This window comes from Fodinibius sp. AD559, assembly GCF_052712805.1.
In genome coordinates this window covers 604,437-620,469 of record NZ_JBQPVW010000002.1, presented here as the reverse complement: position 1 = coordinate 620,469, position 16,033 = coordinate 604,437, and the positions used below count along the sequence as shown (strand labels likewise).

Sequence of the window (16,033 nt, the reverse complement as noted above, 5' to 3'; positions counted from 1 at the left end):
TGCACCGAGTGGAACGAGTTCCGCCGGCCGACGGTCGACAATTTTGCCGATGAGATGAAAGATCCCGTCATTTTTGACGGCCGCAACCTCTACGACCTCAAACGAGCAGAACAAGCAGGCATAACCTATATCAGCGTGGGGAGGCCCTCTATAAATGTCAACTAAACGAGTTCTCATTACGGGCGGTGCCGGATTCCTTGGATCGCACTTATGTGATCGCTATTTAAGTGAAGGCTATAAGGTTATCTGCATAGATAACCTTCTCACCGGCAGTGCCGATAATATTTCTCATTTAATGGGAAATAAGAACTTCGAGTTTATCAAGCATGATGTTACAAACTTTATTCATGTAAAAGGTGAGCTGGATTTAATTCTCCATTTTGCATCCCCGGCCTCTCCGGTTGATTACCTGGAGATGCCGATCCAGACGCTCAAAGTAGGTTCCCTGGGCACCCACAAAGCACTTGGACTTGCCAAAGAAAAAGATGCCCGGTTTTTGCTGGCATCCACGAGTGAAGTTTACGGCGATCCGCTTACGCATCCCCAGAAAGAAGACTATTGGGGCAATGTAAATCCTATAGGACATCGCGGGGTATATGACGAGGCCAAACGTTTTGCCGAGGCAATGACGATGGCATATCACCGATATCATGGCATTGAAACCCGCATTGTACGCATTTTTAATACCTACGGATCGCGAATGCGCCTACACGATGGTCGTGCACTGCCTACCTTTATGCGGCAGGCCCTGCGCGGAAATCCGCTAACCGTTTATGGAGATGGTTCACAAACGCGTTCGTTTATGTATGTCGATGACTTGGTGGAAGGAGTGTGGCGTCTTTCACAGTCTGATTATGTCGAGCCGGTAAATATCGGGAATCCCGAAGAGATTACGATCTTAGAATTTGCCAAAGAGATTATTGACTTAACGGGGTCTGACAGTGAGATTACATTTGAAGAGCTACCCAAAGATGATCCGCAGGTTCGTCAGCCGGATATCAGTAAAGCAAAAGAAGTGCTGAACTGGGAGCCGACTTATGACCGTAGGGAAGGGCTGTCGGTAGCGATGGAGTATTTCAAAGAAAAAGTGCTTGATTTGTAACTATTAATAAGTATATGAAACGCCTCGTTGACGTGTATCCATACCGAAAGGAACAGGACGGGGTGGAATTTCTTATTTTTAAACGAGCTGCTGATGTATCATATGCGCATCAATGGCGAATGATTGGTGGAAAAGTTAACCGCGACGAAACTCATTTTGAGGCAGCATTAAGGGAATTGGAAGAAGAAACAGGTCTGTCGCCTGATCTTTTTTGGACGATTCCTTCAGTAAATCAATTTTATGACCACGATAGTGATAGCATTTTGCAGATTCCAGCTTTTGGTGCCCAAATAAATCAAGAGTTGGCCATTACGTTAAACCATGAGCATGTTAGCTGGAAATGGATTTCCCCAAATGAGTTCAATACCTATATTCAATGGCCGGAGCAAAAGCGACTAATGAACCTATTAGCTGATATTGTAACATCTAAACAAATGTTAAACGAGTGGATAATAGAATTTTAAAATCGTTTTATCGCTACATAACATTATTTTTGATCCTTGTTTTAGCTGGGATTTCCATTCCCAATGAATTGCATGCCCAAGACGATGATCCTTCCTATGAACTTCTGCCGGCTCCTGATGCGTGGTATAATAGTGTGGATGGGGTTCGAGTAGGGATACGACTTCGTGGGCAGGTTTCCGGCACTTTTGGTGACGGGCCGCACCGGTTGAATGCCGGACTTTGGCTTGGCACAAACTTTCCGGGGAATCCCATTTCGTATTACTTGAAATACACCGAACCAATTCCCGCAATTTCTGATTTTGGGAGCGAAGGAAGCATCTCTGCAGAAACATCCTACCGCACCGGGTTTCAATCGCATGGATTGACCTTTAACAAACGTTGGCAGACTGGCTTTAATGAAATGAATTACAAGGAGTTAGCGATAGGAGTAAGAGGGGAACATCGTTTTAATGAAGATTACTTGTTGTATCGACAGCTGTGGCAAACGCAGTGGTTATACTTGGCAAATGCGACTTTTGATTTTACGGATGTCAACGGACTTGGACGATATGCTCTTTCTCTTTCGGTAGATGCAAACATTGCAGGAGAAGCCGATCGATTTTTGCGCAGCGAGGTCATTCTCCGCCAAAAAGTTGAACTTTCTGAACAGTTTACGCTCTCCGGGCGATTGTACTCTGGTTTTGCTACTGATAATACGGCTCCCGAATACTTGTTCACTCATAGTTTTCAATCAGCCCGAAGTTGGATGGAGAGTGGACTTACGAGGGCACGAGGCACTATTCCTCCGTCATGGATACAGATTGGAAATATACAAATTACTGGTGGACCGAATTTAAGAGGATACCTAAAAAACGATATCCAATCATTAAATAAAGGAAATGTACCACTATATACTTCACTATCAGCCCTAAATCTTGAGTTGGATTATCCGAATCCGTTAGACAAGGGATTGAAAAAAATCCCGGTGATTGGTGGACTCGTTGATCTCCGTTCATATTTATTTTGGGATTCAGGAACATCACTTGGGCTAACGAGTATTGAGCAGAATAATGTATTATCTAATGCCGGACTTGGCTTTTTATTATCAATCGATATTCCTGATTATCTTGGGAAATCACGGGGATTAATTTTGCGTTACGATATGCCTTTTTGGCTTTCTCATCCCGGGACAGAAAATGCATTTAAATTTCGGCAGGTATTTGGCATAGGAGCTACAATTTCACTCTAAAAATATTTGAAAACGTTATACTACATATTATTAGCTGCATTTTTTATTTCTTTTTTGGGATCCTGTACCAGTGCTCGTTGGACTGTTAAAGAGAAAGAATCTATTGACAGATCTGAGTATGAAGTTGTTGAAGAAAACTATTTCTTACAGCAAACTGATGACGTAACACCTGAAAATCCGATCTTGTCGTTAGTACTTTTTTCTGAAATCCAATACGAGTATATGCAGCGCGTATTAATGCAGCGTAATATCCAGGATTATAGGTTGCGACCAGGTACAACGGCACTGGGTATTGGAGGTGCAGCAATGGCATTTTATTTGGCTAATATTGCCGATTTTGGCAGCCAATCATCTACAAAAAGGTGGACGCTAAACGGGGTAGGAGCATTAATGCTTGCATCAGGATTTTTAAACATGAAACCTGTAGGCGAACCTCGTCCAACGGGAGAGGAGCGTTACAAGAGAACTACCGGCACTACGATTAAAGTTGATACTGTTAAAGCCGATGCTAAAGTTGATACTTCTGCATCGGTATATATGCTATATAACGATCTTATTATCTTTGAGGAGACCAATCAGAATATTAGTAATGGACTGCTTAAAATTCCGATTGGTAATGCGCTAAATGATTTCAAGTTGTCGGGCCCAAATCCTGGAAATGCTACGGTCGAAGTACTATTTGCAGACTCGCTGTATCGCTATAATTATGCTATAGATTCTGTTTTACAACCCTATGCCGTCGTTAACGAGCAACTTACAGCATTGCGCAATAGTCCAGAGGAGAATACCGACAATGTGCTTGCAGATCTTGTTGATGGAAGCCAACTCAAAATTAGCAGTATTAACGATGACTGGTATCAGGTAATGTATGGGATATCAGAAACGTATATCAAGAAATCGGATGCCGATATAATATGGCGATCAGAAGATTATGAAGTCGAAGATCAGGTGGTCACCGTTCCTCGAGTTCCCTTTGGTGAGATTGATGTCGAAAGTAATATCCCTATCCTGCGTGATGAAAATCCCAATGCCAAGGCACTATTGGTAATAAATCAAAACTATGCTGATACGCTTGGAGAACGCAATTATGCACTGCGGGACGGACGCTTGATGCGGACCTATTTGCAAAATGCATTGGGCTACTCCGAAGATAATATTTATCAATTGGCTGATATTACCAATAGCGACAGCCTCAATACACTGCTTTCCTCACTGGAGTCAACTGCCAATGACAGTACCGAACTGTTTGTATATCTCAGCGGATATGGTACAGTCGACAAAGAAGAATCACAGTTGCAACTTTTGATGACGCCTTCCGATACTCAATCGTATGCCAAGATAGGGCTATCGAATATATTTAGTAGAATTGGGAGAATTTCATCTGCAAAAACAATAGTATTAAGTGATATTGATTTTGCAAGCGGTACCAGTGAGAAATCCTTTTCTGAAAACGAAATGCGGGATATAATCGAAGGCAATGTTTCACCATTGCTCTCACAAAATCCTAATAGTTCTGTATTGCTGGGATCGCAGCTAAATAACCCATCTCGTTTATATATGTCGGGGGGGCGAGAGGATAAAAAACACCATATTTTCCCGTACTTTTTTGCCAAAGCACTGCAAGAACGAAGAACTTTACTCTCGGATATTTATCAATTTCTTGAACGCAATGTATCGTACACGTCCCGTCGGCTTTTTGATCGTCCCCAAGATCCTTTGCTTCTTGGTAATACACAATTGAATTTAGCCGGACAATAATGGCGTACATATTCTTAGTTTTAAGTTCGGTATGCTCGCTCACCATTGCCCACCTGCTAAAAGTTACCGAAACAAAAAACTTGCGTACCCTTAATACACTTACAATAAATTATATAGTTGCAGCCATCTTTGCTTTATATGTGGGATTTGAGGGCAATTTGGGGACTACTTTTGTGAGCCATTCAGCGATTCTTCTTGTGTTTTGTATTATCGTTGGAGCCTTCTTCATTGGTAATTTTGTGGCATACAGTAAATCAGTTCACACAAATGGAGTGGGTATCACCATTGCCGCCATGCGATTATCTTTGCTGATCCCAGTAGTAATCTCAATCTATTGGTATGCCGAGTATTTGAATGGACTTAAAATGGTGGGGATTCTTGGTGTGTTTGGAGCTATGCTGTTACTCATCCCAAAAAAGAACAATATTAAAATTGGTTCTATCAGTGCATCTTGGCTGTTGATTTTAATCTTTGTACTATCCGGATTTACAGATGCTTCCCTCAAAATATACGAAGAAGAGTTTAGTACCAATCTCAATGAACTCACCTTTATGGGACTGGTTTTCCTGGGAGCTTTTCTTATTGGATTGATTATAGCGCTCTTTCGAAAGGGGCCGCTTATCACAAAAAAAGAAGCATTACTGGGGGCAGCTATCGGAATTCCTAATTTATATTCTTCAATCTTTTTAATTTATGCACTGGGCGGTATTAGTGGTTCTATAGCTTATCCGATTGTTAATATTTTAAATGTCTTGGGAGGTACCTTTCTCGGATTAATTATTTGGAATGACCAGGTATCAACAAAACAATGGATTGGTATAGCAACGGCCGTAATTGCAATTTTACTTTTGATATAATATTGAAATTATGGATGTAGAAATTATTCATCAGATACGCGAAAGGGCTTCTAAACAACATAAAACCATAGTATTTCCGGAAGCTCGGGATAAGAGAGTACTAAGAGCAGCTTCGTATTTAGTAGAGAAGAATATTTGCGATATAAAGCTCCTGGGCAATAGAGAAGAAATTATTTCTAATGATCAAAAAGAGGGCAGAGGTATCGCAAAAGATTTGTCAAGCTACTTTGTTGATGAATCTGAAAATAAAAATCATCTTGTAAATCACCTATACAAAAGAAGAAAGCACAAAGGGATCTCTCGAAAGGAAGCTGAAACAAAACTGGAAGATCCTCTTTATCTTGGAGCTACATTGGTAGCTACAGGAAGAGCAGATGGATGTGTGGCAGGGTCAATAGCTACGACGGGCGATGTAATTCGAGCTGCTATCCCCAGTATCGGACTTCGAAAAGGAAATGAAACCGTTTCGAGCACTTTTTTGATGGCTCTTAAAAATCAGCCAGCGCTGACATATGCCGACTGCGGAGTAGTTCCATATCCCGATGCCGAACAGCTTGCCGATATTGCCATTGAATCAGCTCGAACACACCAGCTGTTAACCCAAGAAACGCCTAAAGTAGCCATGCTTTCGTTTTCCACCAAGGGAAGTGCCAAACACGAACGCACTGAGTTAGTGGTCAATGCGACGAATATTATCAAGCATAAAAAACCGGATTTATTAGTAGATGGTGAACTCCAATTTGATGCCGCCTTTATCCCCGAAGTGGCACAACGCAAAGCTCCTGATTCACCTATTGCCGGAAATGCTAATGTTTTTATCTTTCCCAATATCGATGCCGGGAATATTGCCTATAAAATCACCGAACGACTGGCCGGGGCATCGGCCACGGGACCAATACTACAGGGGCTTGCCGAACCTATGATGGATCTTTCCCGGGGATGTAGCTGGCAGGATATTGTGAATGCCGCTTGTGTTGCTATTCTAAAGGGAGGGTAGAAGCTTGTATGATTGGAAATGATGAGAGTGATAAATGGTATTTATCAGATATATAGCGACTTTCAATTGGTAATCAAGCTGAGACTATGCGATTTTATCTTGATCAATAAATGAGTTGAGGCGACAAATAAAGGTGGTTGAATTAAGTTTAAGTTACATGCAATTATCCTTATATTTGAGGCTTCGATCGGGAAGCTGAATTATTGGTTCGACTGAGACAACTTAGAATTAATCCAAATTTAATTTCCGAACGTAGTATTTTATTCTACTGTTAAGTAATCGAACTGCTGAAATCGTAAAATTACCGTAATAATTTCTTATGAGTGAAACTGAAGCGCTTGAATCCATGGTTGGTGGTGAGTATAAATATGGGTTTACCACCGATGTGGAATATGAAGATTTTCCTAATGGCATAAACGAGGATATTATTCGGGAAATTTCTCGTCGTAAAGATGAGCCCGAATGGGTCTTGGAATTCCGTCTGGAAGCTTTTGAAAAGTGGAAACAGATGGAAGAACCCGACTGGCCCAATGTTGAATATGATAAGCCGGATTTTGATAATATCCAGTACTATTCTTCCCCAAAGAAGAAAGACGATAAAAAAGCAGAAAGCCTGGATGACGTCGACCCTCAAATTCTGGAAACCTATGAAAAACTGGGTATTCCTCTGCAAGAGCAGAAACAGCTGCAAGGTATTGCTGTGGATGCAGTTTTTGACAGTGAATCTATTTTTACCACCTTTAAAGAGAAGCTTGCTGAGGCGGGCGTCATTTTTTGTTCTATTTCGGAAGCTATTCAGGACCATCCCGAGATTGTCAAGGAATATTTGGGAACGGTAGTACCTAAAGGTGACAATTTTTATGCCGCATTGAACTCGGCAGTCTTTTCTGACGGCTCGTTTGTGTACGTTCCGGAAGATACGGTTTGCCCGATGGAGCTTTCTACCTATTTTCGCATTAACAATATGCAATCGGGACAGTTTGAGCGCACGCTCATCATCTGTGAGGATAACAGCCATGTCAGTTATCTTGAAGGTTGTACAGCACCACAGTATCAAGAAAACCAGCTGCACGCAGCTGTTGTTGAACTGGTAGCGCTCGAAGATGCCGAAATCAAATACTCTACTATTCAGAACTGGTATTCCGGTGATGAAAAAGGGCAGGGCGGTATTTTTAACTTTGTTACCAAGCGCGGACACTGCCGTGGAGATAACTCAAAAATTTCTTGGACACAGGTCGAAACTGGATCTGCCATTACTTGGAAATATCCAAGTGTAATCATGCAGGGGGACAATTCCGTCGGAGAATTTTATTCCGTAGCCGTAACAAATCAGCGTCAGCAAGCCGACACAGGCACGAAAATGATCCATGTTGGTAAAAACACCAAGAGTACCATTATTTCGAAAGGTATCTCTGCGGGTGAATCCAACAATAGTTATCGCGGATTGGTGAAAATTAGTCCCCGTGCCGATGGAGCACAGAATTACTCGGTTTGTGACTCAATGCTGATTGGTCAAACCTGCGGAGCTCATACCTTTCCGTATATTGAATCGGCTAATCCGACAGCAAAGGTTGAGCACGAGGCTTCTACCAGCCGTGTTGGTGAGGAGCAGATCTTTTATCTACAGCAGCGCGGAATGGATGAGGATGATGCTATTTCACTCATCGTTAATGGTTTTGCCAAAGAAGTATTACAAGAGTTGCCGATGGAGTTTGCCGTTGAAGCTGACAAATTGCTCGGCATTAAGCTCGAAGGCAGCGTAGGCTAACAGATCAGGAAAACTTTTTAATCAAAAATATTAGAGGAATAAGTTAAAGTGTTAGAAATAAAAGATTTACATGTTTGCGTAGAAGAGGATCCATCAGAAAAGATCCTTAAAGGAGTTAACTTGACAATTAATGAAGGTGAGATCCATGCGATCATGGGTCCCAACGGAAGTGGAAAGAGTACGCTTTCGAAAGTTATTGCAGGACACGAAGCCTATGAAGTTACTCAAGGCGATATCCTGTACAATGGCGAAAGTATTCTTGAGCTTGAGGCCGATGAACGTGCTCACTTGGGAATTTTTCTTGCTTTCCAATATCCCGTTGAAGTTCCCGGAGTAACGAATAAGAATCTGCTTCGTCAGGCCTACAATACGATTGCCGAAGAACAGGGACGTGAAGAGCTCGACCCCCTGCAATTTGAAGATCACGCTCGTGAGCAGCTAAAGCTCGTTGATATGAAAGAAGAATTTCTTGAGCGAAGTGTTAACGCCGGATTCAGTGGCGGTGAGAAGAAGCGGAACGAAATTTTCCAGATGGCCGTATTGCAGCCGAAATTGGCTGTTCTGGACGAAACTGATTCCGGATTAGATATTGATGCGCTAAAAATTGTAGCTAATGGTATTAATGAATTATCCGGAGAAGATAATGCTGTCGTATTGGTAACACACTATCAGCGTATTCTTGATTATGTGCAGCCCGATCATGTACATGTCATGATTGATGGCAAGATTGCCAAATCAGGTGATAAAGACCTTGCTATTAAACTCGAAGAACAAGGATACGACTGGTTGAGCGAAGACGCATCGGTACTGTAAACGGAGAATTATCATAATCAAATGGGTAAAGTGAAGCAACAAAAAGAACGCACGTTTTTACAAGACTTACTTAATTTTCAAGGTTCACTGAACGGGAAATCAAAGTTTTTGGATGAGGTTCGCCTCAAAGGGGCCGAGGAAGTCCGTAATATTCCTTTCCCGACCAAAAAACTTGAGGACTGGAAGTTTATCAGCCTTCGGGATCTTTATAAAGATTCCTATGAGCTGGCTTCTGATCTCGAAGTGGAGGTTCCGGATATAAGCGAACATTATCTTCCTGAAAGCAAGGGAGCTCGATTGACATTTGTCAACGGTTCTTTTTCTGCCGAACACTCTTCCACTGAAGATATTCCGGAAGAAGTACTGATCGGCAATATCGCCAAGCTGGCCGAAGCGGATAATGATCTTCTCAAGGAACATCTGAACAAATACGTTGAGAACAATTTCGAGGAAGATGTATTTTCTTCTTTCAATAAGGCTTTCTTGACAGATGGCGTGTTTGTCTATGTGCCCGAGGGACTTACCGTTGATGTTCCTTTGCATTTATTATTTGTGCAAACGGATGCGGATACTAACTACTTTACAACTTCACGTAGTGTAGTTGTCGCTGAGAAAAATTCAGAGGTAACCATTGTTGAAGATCATATTGGTTTAGGCGATAACAAGTATTTCAATCTACCGGTTGTTGAGGTTAATGCTGAGGAAGAATCGTATGTTAAACACACGAAAATTCAGCGCGACAGCCGTGAAGCAATTCATATCGCTCGTACGGCAGCCTTTGTACATCACCATGCAAATTATGAGTCGTATACTATCACCCGTGGTGCCAAGCTCTCACGGAACGAGCCACGGATTTCTCAGCGGGATGAAGAGGTTGAATTCACCGTTGACGGACTCGTACTCATCGACGGCGATCAAGTTTCTGATACGCATTCTGTGATGGATCACCGGTTTTCGCACTGCGAAAGTCACCAGCTGCACAAGTGCGTGATTACCGGCAAGGCGCACTCGGTATTCAATGGAAAGATTTTTGTCCGAAAGGATGCACAGAAAATTGATTCTTTCCAGGAAAACCGAAATCTGCTTCTTTCTCGCAAAGGATTGGTAAACACCAAACCTCAGCTTGAGATTTTTGCGGATGATGTCGTTTGTACGCACGGCGCTACCGTGGGACAGCTGGAGCAAGACGAACTTTTCTACCTGATGAGTCGAGGCCTTAATGAACAGCAAGCTCGTGAAATGCTGATTTACGCTTTTGCGCTTGAAACAATCGAAAATATTACCGTTGATTCAGTTCAAGAGCTGCTTGTTGATGAAGTACACCGATTCACGGAAAATCAACTTGATTCAACATTAACAGTTTAAGGTAGTTTATGGCTGAAGCTGCAACAAAATCAAAGGCGGATGTGGATTTTGACCGCGTTCGGGAACAATTTCCTGTCCTTTCACAGAAGGTAAAGGGACAGCCGTTGGTTTATCTTGATAACGCAGCTTCTAGTCAAATGCCTGCTCGTGTTGCTGATTGCATTCATTCCTACCATCGCAATGAGCACGCTAATGTTCACCGGGGCATTCATACGCTCAGCCAAAAGGCTACCGATGCTTATGAGTTGACAAGAGAAAAAGTCCAGAAATTCATAAATGCCGAGCATAAAGACGAAATTATCTTTACAACCGGCACAACTGATTCGATTAATCTCGTAGCTAACAGCTTTGGCGATCGATTTATTGATGAAGGAGATGAGATCCTGCTCTCAGAGATTGAACATCATGCCAATATCGTCCCATGGCAGATGATCGCCGAACAAAAAGGGGCGCACATCCGTGTGATTCCCGTTGACAATAATGGTGATATTATTTGGGATAAATACGTGGATCTGCTGACTGATAATACGGCAATTCTGGCTGTAGGCCATGTTTCCAATGCTCTGGGAACTGTTCATCCCGTTAAAAAGATGATAGCAGAGGCCCATAAGCGAGATATTCCAGTTCTGATAGATGGAGCCCAGGCAGTGCCGCATACTCCTGTTAATATCCAAGATTTAGATGCAGATTTTTATGCATTCTCGGGCCACAAAATGTGCGGGCCTACGGGATTTGGTATTCTTTACGGCAAGAAAAAATATCTTGACCAAATGCCGCCATATCGTGGAGGTGGAGATATGATCGACAAGGTCTCCTTCGAAGAAACCACTTATAATATTACTCCCCATAAATTCGAAGCCGGAACTCCACCCATTGCAGCCGGTATAGGTTTTGGAGAAACCATTTCGTTTCTGAATGAGATCAGAATGGAAAATATTGCTCAGTACGAGCACGAATTATTGGAATACGGTACTGAGCAGCTGCAAAATATCGATGGAATTCGCATCATTGGCACAGCCAAAGAAAAGGCTTCGGTATTGTCCTTTGTCCATGAAGATATTCATGCCACCGATATCGGTACTATTCTGGATCAACAGGGGATAGCGATACGCACCGGACATCACTGCGCACAACCTACAATGCGGCGGTTTGGTGTGTCTGCAACGGCTCGAGCTTCTCTCTCGTTCTACAATAATAAAGAAGATATTGATCGGCTTACAGAGGGAATTAAGAAAGCTATTTCAATCTTTGAATAGCTTTCATTTGAAGCTGTGAATTGAATTATTTTATATTTATATTCGTTCTAAATAGTGAAATAATAAAAGCTATTAGACCAAACTATTATGCCTAAGATTAAAGAAATTGAACGTACGCCAAATCCCGATGCCATGCGGTTTGTATTGGGAGAACCATTGACTAACGGAGTTACAAAATCATTCGAAAAAGCCTCCGATGCTGAGAATGATGAACTCGCATCAGCGCTTTTCTCGATCGATCACGTAATCAATGTCTATTATGTAGATAAATACGTGACGGTAACTCAAGACGGTGATGCAGTATGGTCTGAGCTCCTTCGTCAATTAGCACCGCCTATTCGTGAGGCCACGCCTCAAACGGATGCCATTGAGGATGAAGAAGTTCATGCTACCAAAGAGGTTCAGGAGACCGACGATCCTCGTTTACAGGAGATAAATCAAATGCTGGACGAACAAGTTCGCCCATATCTTTTAGCTGACGGTGGGGGATTGAAGATCTTAGGTCTTGACGGTAATCGCCTCAAGGTTCACTACCAGGGCGCTTGTGGAACTTGTCCAACAGCAACAAGCGGAACGCTTTACGCCATTGAAAGCATGGTTAAACGCATTGATCCTGAAATTCAGGTAGTCTCTGTATAATTTGAGAGCAGGTTTATGTCCATTTCTATTACAGATCGTGCGGCACAACGTATCAAACAGATTCGGGAAGAGCAGAAGATTGCCGATGATGCCTTACTGCGTGTGGGCGTTGAAAGCGGTGGATGTTCCGGTTTGACCTATGATCTGGAATTTGATTCCAATCCCGAAAATAGTGAGGAAGAAGATCAGCAGTTTGAGGATAAAGGCATAAAATTGGTCGTAGACATGCGGAGCTTCTTATACCTTTCAGGAACGGAACTTGATTATACCGATGGTCTAAACGGGGAAGGATTTCATTTTCATAATCCGAATGCGAATCGCACATGCTCGTGCGGAGAATCATTCTCAATTTAAGTTATGGCTACTGATACCAAAGGTGAAATTGTCAATAAAGTAAAGCAGTCTGATAAGCTGGTGACCATCGATCTCCAGAAGTTTTTTGATGACACTGCCAAGGCTGAACTTGATCTAAAACAATTCCTTTTTAAGGGGATGATCCTGAAAGAGCAGGATTTTAGAGATCAACTTGAAGAGTTTGATTGGAGCCAGTTTGAGGACCAGTACGTGGCTGTTTACTGTTCGACTGATGCCATCATATCCAAGTGGGCTTATATGCTTGTAGCACAATATCTTGTCGGCTATGCCAAAGAGGTATTCCAAGGCCAAAAAGATGATATGCTTTTCGAACTCTATCGGCGTAAGTTGGATGAGGTCGATTGGAACAGTTATGAAGAAAAGTTTGTAATCCTTAAAGGATGTTCGAGTAAAGAAAAGCCGGTACCGGAAAGTGTTTATTTATATGCTACGCAACGACTCGTTCCACACGTTAAGAAGCTGATGTACGGTGAAGCTTGCTCTAATGTGCCGGTCTACAGGGCATAGGAAATTTGCCAAATCTTTGGATGCGCTCAATCCGATTATTACCTTCACAGAAAGCAATAATAACGAACTTAAATTACTGTGTACGCATTAGTAACAGGCGCTTCTCGCGGTATCGGCAAGAGTATCACAAAATCTCTACTAAAAGGGGATTTTACCGTAATCGGTACTGCCCGTTCTTCCGAATTTCCCAAAGAATTTTCTCAAAACGATAACTTTGAAGGCATTTATGTTGATTTAGCCGACCCCGTAGCAGTTGAAACAAAGGTAAAGCCTATTTTTGATAGGGAACAAGTGCCCAATGTACTCATAAACAATGCCGGTATTTTTATGGAGTCCGGGTTTGAGAAAGATGATGAGTCCTGGCTTGAAAAATGGGATAAAACTATGCAGGTAAATCTTCGTGCTCCAGCTTTATTGTCTAAATGGGCATTAAATCGCTGGGTCAAAGAGGAGGGAGGATATCTTATCAACATCTCTTCGAGGGCAGCTTATCGGGGTGATACACAGGAATATTCGGCTTATGCGGCCTCTAAAGGCGGACTTGTAGCATTTACCAAAAGTGTAGCTCGAGATTTTGGTGAGCACGGTATTTCCGCATACTCTATAGCACCGGGATTCATCAAAACGGATATGGCGATGGAGTCTATTGATGTTTATGGCGAAGAATATTTGACCGAAGGTATGGCTTTTGATGAAATAACATCCCCCGATGAAGTGGGAGAACTGGTCGCATTTCTCGCAAGTGGTAAAGTGCCACACATGACAGGTTCGACCTTCCATATTAACGGTGGAAGCTATATGATTTAGCCATGAGTATAAAAGACCGTAAAAAAGATCATGTAGACTTGACGACTTCCGGTGAAGTGAATTATCAGGTTCCTACCGGATTTGAGCAGTATTATTTTGCTCATAACGCACTTCCTGAGATCAATGTTGATGAGGTTTCAACAGAAGCAAGCTTACTGGATAGAACTTTTTCATTTCCACTCTTTATTTCTTCGATGACCGGTGGATATACCGATGCCGGGGCTGTTAATGCCATTATCGCAGAGTTTTGCGAAGAGTATAATTTACCATTCGGGGTTGGAAGTCAGCGCGTGATGCTTGAAGACCCGGAGACGACGTCTTCCTTTTCCATTGTTAGAGAAAAAGCACCGAACGCCTTTATTGCTTCAAACATCGGTGGTGCTCAATTAGTAGGTGGATTGTCAAAAGAAAAGTTGAATTTACTTATTGATTCTATTGAAGCTGATTCCGTGATTGTGCACCTCAATCCGCTTCAGGAACTTATGCAGCCCGAAGGTGATCGCACTTTCAAGGGTATTGAAAAGGGTATTAAAAAGCTTTGCCATGATACGTCGCTTCCGATTATCGTGAAAGAAACCGGGGCGGGCATCTCAGCAGAGGTTGGAAAACGTCTTTTGGATGCGGGTGTAGAAGTAATTGACGTGGCCGGGGCAGGAGGCACCAGCTGGGCAAAAGTTGAAAACGAGCGGGCTTCCAACCAGAATCCCAATAATAATTTCAATGACTGGGGGATACCCACTCTGGAGTGTGTTACACAATTGACAGATCTTAAACAAGAGTATGATTTCGAACTTATTGCTTCGGGAGGGATTCGATCGAGTCATGATATCGCAAAATCATTTTGTTTAGGAGCTGATTTTGCCGCTTCTGCTCAGCCTGTGATTAAAGCTGTTATGGAAAACGGTTACGACGGATTAGAACAATTATATCAAAAGTGGAATAAACAACTGGTCACCATTCTTACGCTATTGGGATGTAAAGTACCTTCTAAATTAGCTCCCAAGCACATTAAATTGAAGCAATAACAGCAACAATATGTTGTTGTAAATTACTTATATTTGGCCTTTTACAAATACAGCCTGAAAGAATTTGAAAATTACAGAACGACAGCAAAAACTTTCTGATCTCATAGATGAAAAGCTGGCAGAACTGAATCTGCCCGACGAACCATCCCTACTTTATGATCCCGTACGTTACACACTGGGGTTGGCCGGAAAACGCGTCCGCCCGTATTTAACATTGATAGGCTGTGGAATTTGTAACAGAAAAGTCGAAGAAGCATTACCGGCAGCACTATCCATAGAACTGCTCCACAATTTTACACTACTACATGATGACATTATGGATAGAGCCGATACAAGGAGGGGGGCACCCAGTGTCTTTAAAAAATGGAATTCTAATACCGCTATTTTATCCGGCGATGCCATGTACGCCAAAGCATTTAAACAGTTGCAATATTACGGGCACTCAGATTTCTATGGCAAGAATGAGTATAGAACGATTCTTGATATTTTTTTGAATAGTGCTGAAAGGGTTTGTGAAGGTCAGGCCTATGATCTTATGTTTGAAAGCCAGTCTGATGTACGTATTGAAGAATACATCCAGATGATCGAGGGTAAAACGGCGGCTCTGATCAGTGGAGCGTTGGCAATAGGAGGTGCGGTAGCGGGAGCAGAAGAGGCTACTCTTGATGAATTGCGATTTGTTGGTAAAAAAGCCGGAATCGCTTTTCAAATTCAGGATGACTTGTTGGATGCTATTGCTGATCCCGAAAAGTTTGGCAAAAAGAGAGGTGGAGATATCATTGAAGGCAAGAAAACGTATCTGACGCTACTTGCCTTGGAGCGATGTAATATTCAGCAACAAAAACAGTTACAAAAGATACTGGCTGATGATAAAAGCAATGCCTCAGATGTCGATACGGTTATTGGAATGTATCAGGATTTAAATATAATTGAAGACACTAAAAATGCCGTTCAATATCATTATCAGGAAGCAATGGACCATCTTGAGCGGTTTGACGATTCGGAGTACAAAAAAGAAATTATCAATTTTTTTAATCACTTGATCTCTCGTGAATATTAAATCAGAAATAA

General features: G+C 42.2%; 16 protein-coding genes. All 16 read left to right on the top strand.

Annotation, left to right across the window (positions count from 1 at the left end; genetic code table 11):
- Positions 1-154 precede the first annotated feature (154 nt).
- The 16 genes from ACQ4LT_RS05690 to ACQ4LT_RS05615 all read left to right on the top strand — a co-directional run bounded on the left by ACQ4LT_RS05690 (position 155) and on the right by ACQ4LT_RS05615 (position 16,022).
- On the top strand, positions 155-1,102 hold the full coding sequence (locus ACQ4LT_RS05690) for a UDP-glucuronic acid decarboxylase family protein (protein WP_445665057.1): 948 nt from the start codon (positions 155-157) through the stop codon (positions 1,100-1,102).
- A gap of 14 nt (positions 1,103-1,116) precedes the next feature.
- Entirely contained in the window at positions 1,117-1,566 is a 450-nt protein-coding gene (locus ACQ4LT_RS05685; protein WP_445665056.1) for an NUDIX domain-containing protein, read from the top strand.
- 29 nt (positions 1,567-1,595) lie between these two features.
- A complete protein-coding gene (locus ACQ4LT_RS05680) occupies positions 1,596-2,795 on the top strand; it encodes a hypothetical protein (RefSeq protein WP_445665055.1) in 1,200 nt (399 codons plus the stop codon).
- 6 nt (positions 2,796-2,801) lie between these two features.
- Complete coding sequence (locus tag ACQ4LT_RS05675; protein WP_445665054.1) at positions 2,802-4,553, top strand: caspase family protein; 1,752 nt, start codon at positions 2,802-2,804, stop codon at positions 4,551-4,553.
- Positions 4,553-5,410 (top strand): EamA family transporter, encoded by an 858-nt coding sequence (locus ACQ4LT_RS05670; RefSeq protein WP_445665053.1) that lies wholly within the window; start codon positions 4,553-4,555, stop codon positions 5,408-5,410. Before ACQ4LT_RS05675 ends, ACQ4LT_RS05670 begins: the two co-directional genes overlap by 1 nt.
- A gap of 10 nt (positions 5,411-5,420) precedes the next feature.
- Positions 5,421-6,407: a phosphate acetyltransferase gene (gene pta, locus ACQ4LT_RS05665; RefSeq protein ID WP_445665052.1), complete on the top strand. Its 987-nt coding sequence runs from the start codon at positions 5,421-5,423 to the stop codon at positions 6,405-6,407.
- A 319-nt stretch (positions 6,408-6,726) separates the two neighbouring features.
- On the top strand, positions 6,727-8,175 hold the full coding sequence (sufB, locus tag ACQ4LT_RS05660; protein WP_445665051.1) for a Fe-S cluster assembly protein SufB: 1,449 nt from the start codon (positions 6,727-6,729) through the stop codon (positions 8,173-8,175).
- A 48-nt stretch (positions 8,176-8,223) separates the two neighbouring features.
- Positions 8,224-8,988, top strand: a complete 765-nt coding sequence (gene sufC / locus ACQ4LT_RS05655; protein WP_445665050.1) for a Fe-S cluster assembly ATPase SufC — start codon at positions 8,224-8,226, stop codon at positions 8,986-8,988.
- A gap of 30 nt (positions 8,989-9,018) precedes the next feature.
- On the top strand, positions 9,019-10,353 hold the full coding sequence (gene sufD, locus ACQ4LT_RS05650) for a Fe-S cluster assembly protein SufD (RefSeq protein ID WP_445665049.1): 1,335 nt from the start codon (positions 9,019-9,021) through the stop codon (positions 10,351-10,353).
- 8 nt (positions 10,354-10,361) lie between these two features.
- Positions 10,362-11,609 carry an aminotransferase class V-fold PLP-dependent enzyme gene (locus tag ACQ4LT_RS05645; RefSeq protein WP_445665048.1) on the top strand — a complete coding sequence of 416 codons (1,248 nt, stop codon included), beginning with the start codon at positions 10,362-10,364 and terminating at the stop codon, positions 11,607-11,609.
- An 87-nt stretch (positions 11,610-11,696) separates the two neighbouring features.
- Positions 11,697-12,248 (top strand): NifU family protein, encoded by a 552-nt coding sequence (locus ACQ4LT_RS05640; RefSeq protein WP_445665047.1) that lies wholly within the window; start codon positions 11,697-11,699, stop codon positions 12,246-12,248.
- A 15-nt stretch (positions 12,249-12,263) separates the two neighbouring features.
- Positions 12,264-12,602: a HesB/IscA family protein gene (locus ACQ4LT_RS05635; protein ID WP_445665046.1), complete on the top strand. Its 339-nt coding sequence runs from the start codon at positions 12,264-12,266 to the stop codon at positions 12,600-12,602.
- Positions 12,603-12,605: 3 nt separating this feature from the next.
- Entirely contained in the window at positions 12,606-13,130 is a 525-nt protein-coding gene (locus tag ACQ4LT_RS05630; protein ID WP_445665045.1) for a DUF2480 family protein, read from the top strand.
- 78 nt (positions 13,131-13,208) lie between these two features.
- Positions 13,209-13,937 (top strand): SDR family NAD(P)-dependent oxidoreductase, encoded by a 729-nt coding sequence (locus ACQ4LT_RS05625; RefSeq protein ID WP_445665044.1) that lies wholly within the window; start codon positions 13,209-13,211, stop codon positions 13,935-13,937.
- 2 nt (positions 13,938-13,939) lie between these two features.
- Entirely contained in the window at positions 13,940-14,962 is a 1,023-nt protein-coding gene (fni, locus tag ACQ4LT_RS05620; RefSeq protein ID WP_445665043.1) for a type 2 isopentenyl-diphosphate Delta-isomerase, read from the top strand.
- A 64-nt stretch (positions 14,963-15,026) separates the two neighbouring features.
- A complete protein-coding gene (locus ACQ4LT_RS05615; protein WP_445665042.1) occupies positions 15,027-16,022 on the top strand; it encodes a polyprenyl synthetase family protein in 996 nt (331 codons plus the stop codon).
- Positions 16,023-16,033 lie beyond the last annotated feature (11 nt).

Bases quoted from the DNA above. Each gene is read 5' to 3' on its own strand.
- ACQ4LT_RS05690 (WP_445665057.1), top strand. From the start codon at position 155: ATGTCAACTAAACGAGTTCTCATTACGGGCGGTGCCGGATTCCTTGGA.
- ACQ4LT_RS05685 (WP_445665056.1), top strand. From the start codon at position 1,117: ATGAAACGCCTCGTTGACGTGTATCCATACCGAAAGGAACAGGACGGG.
- ACQ4LT_RS05670 (WP_445665053.1), top strand. From the start codon at position 4,553: ATGGCGTACATATTCTTAGTTTTAAGTTCGGTATGCTCGCTCACCATT.
- pta (WP_445665052.1), top strand. From the start codon at position 5,421: ATGGATGTAGAAATTATTCATCAGATACGCGAAAGGGCTTCTAAACAA.
- sufB (WP_445665051.1), top strand. From the start codon at position 6,727: ATGAGTGAAACTGAAGCGCTTGAATCCATGGTTGGTGGTGAGTATAAA.
- ACQ4LT_RS05645 (WP_445665048.1), top strand. From the start codon at position 10,362: ATGGCTGAAGCTGCAACAAAATCAAAGGCGGATGTGGATTTTGACCGC.
- ACQ4LT_RS05640 (WP_445665047.1), top strand. From the start codon at position 11,697: ATGCCTAAGATTAAAGAAATTGAACGTACGCCAAATCCCGATGCCATG.
- ACQ4LT_RS05635 (WP_445665046.1), top strand. From the start codon at position 12,264: ATGTCCATTTCTATTACAGATCGTGCGGCACAACGTATCAAACAGATT.
- ACQ4LT_RS05630 (WP_445665045.1), top strand. From the start codon at position 12,606: ATGGCTACTGATACCAAAGGTGAAATTGTCAATAAAGTAAAGCAGTCT.
- fni (WP_445665043.1), top strand. From the start codon at position 13,940: ATGAGTATAAAAGACCGTAAAAAAGATCATGTAGACTTGACGACTTCC.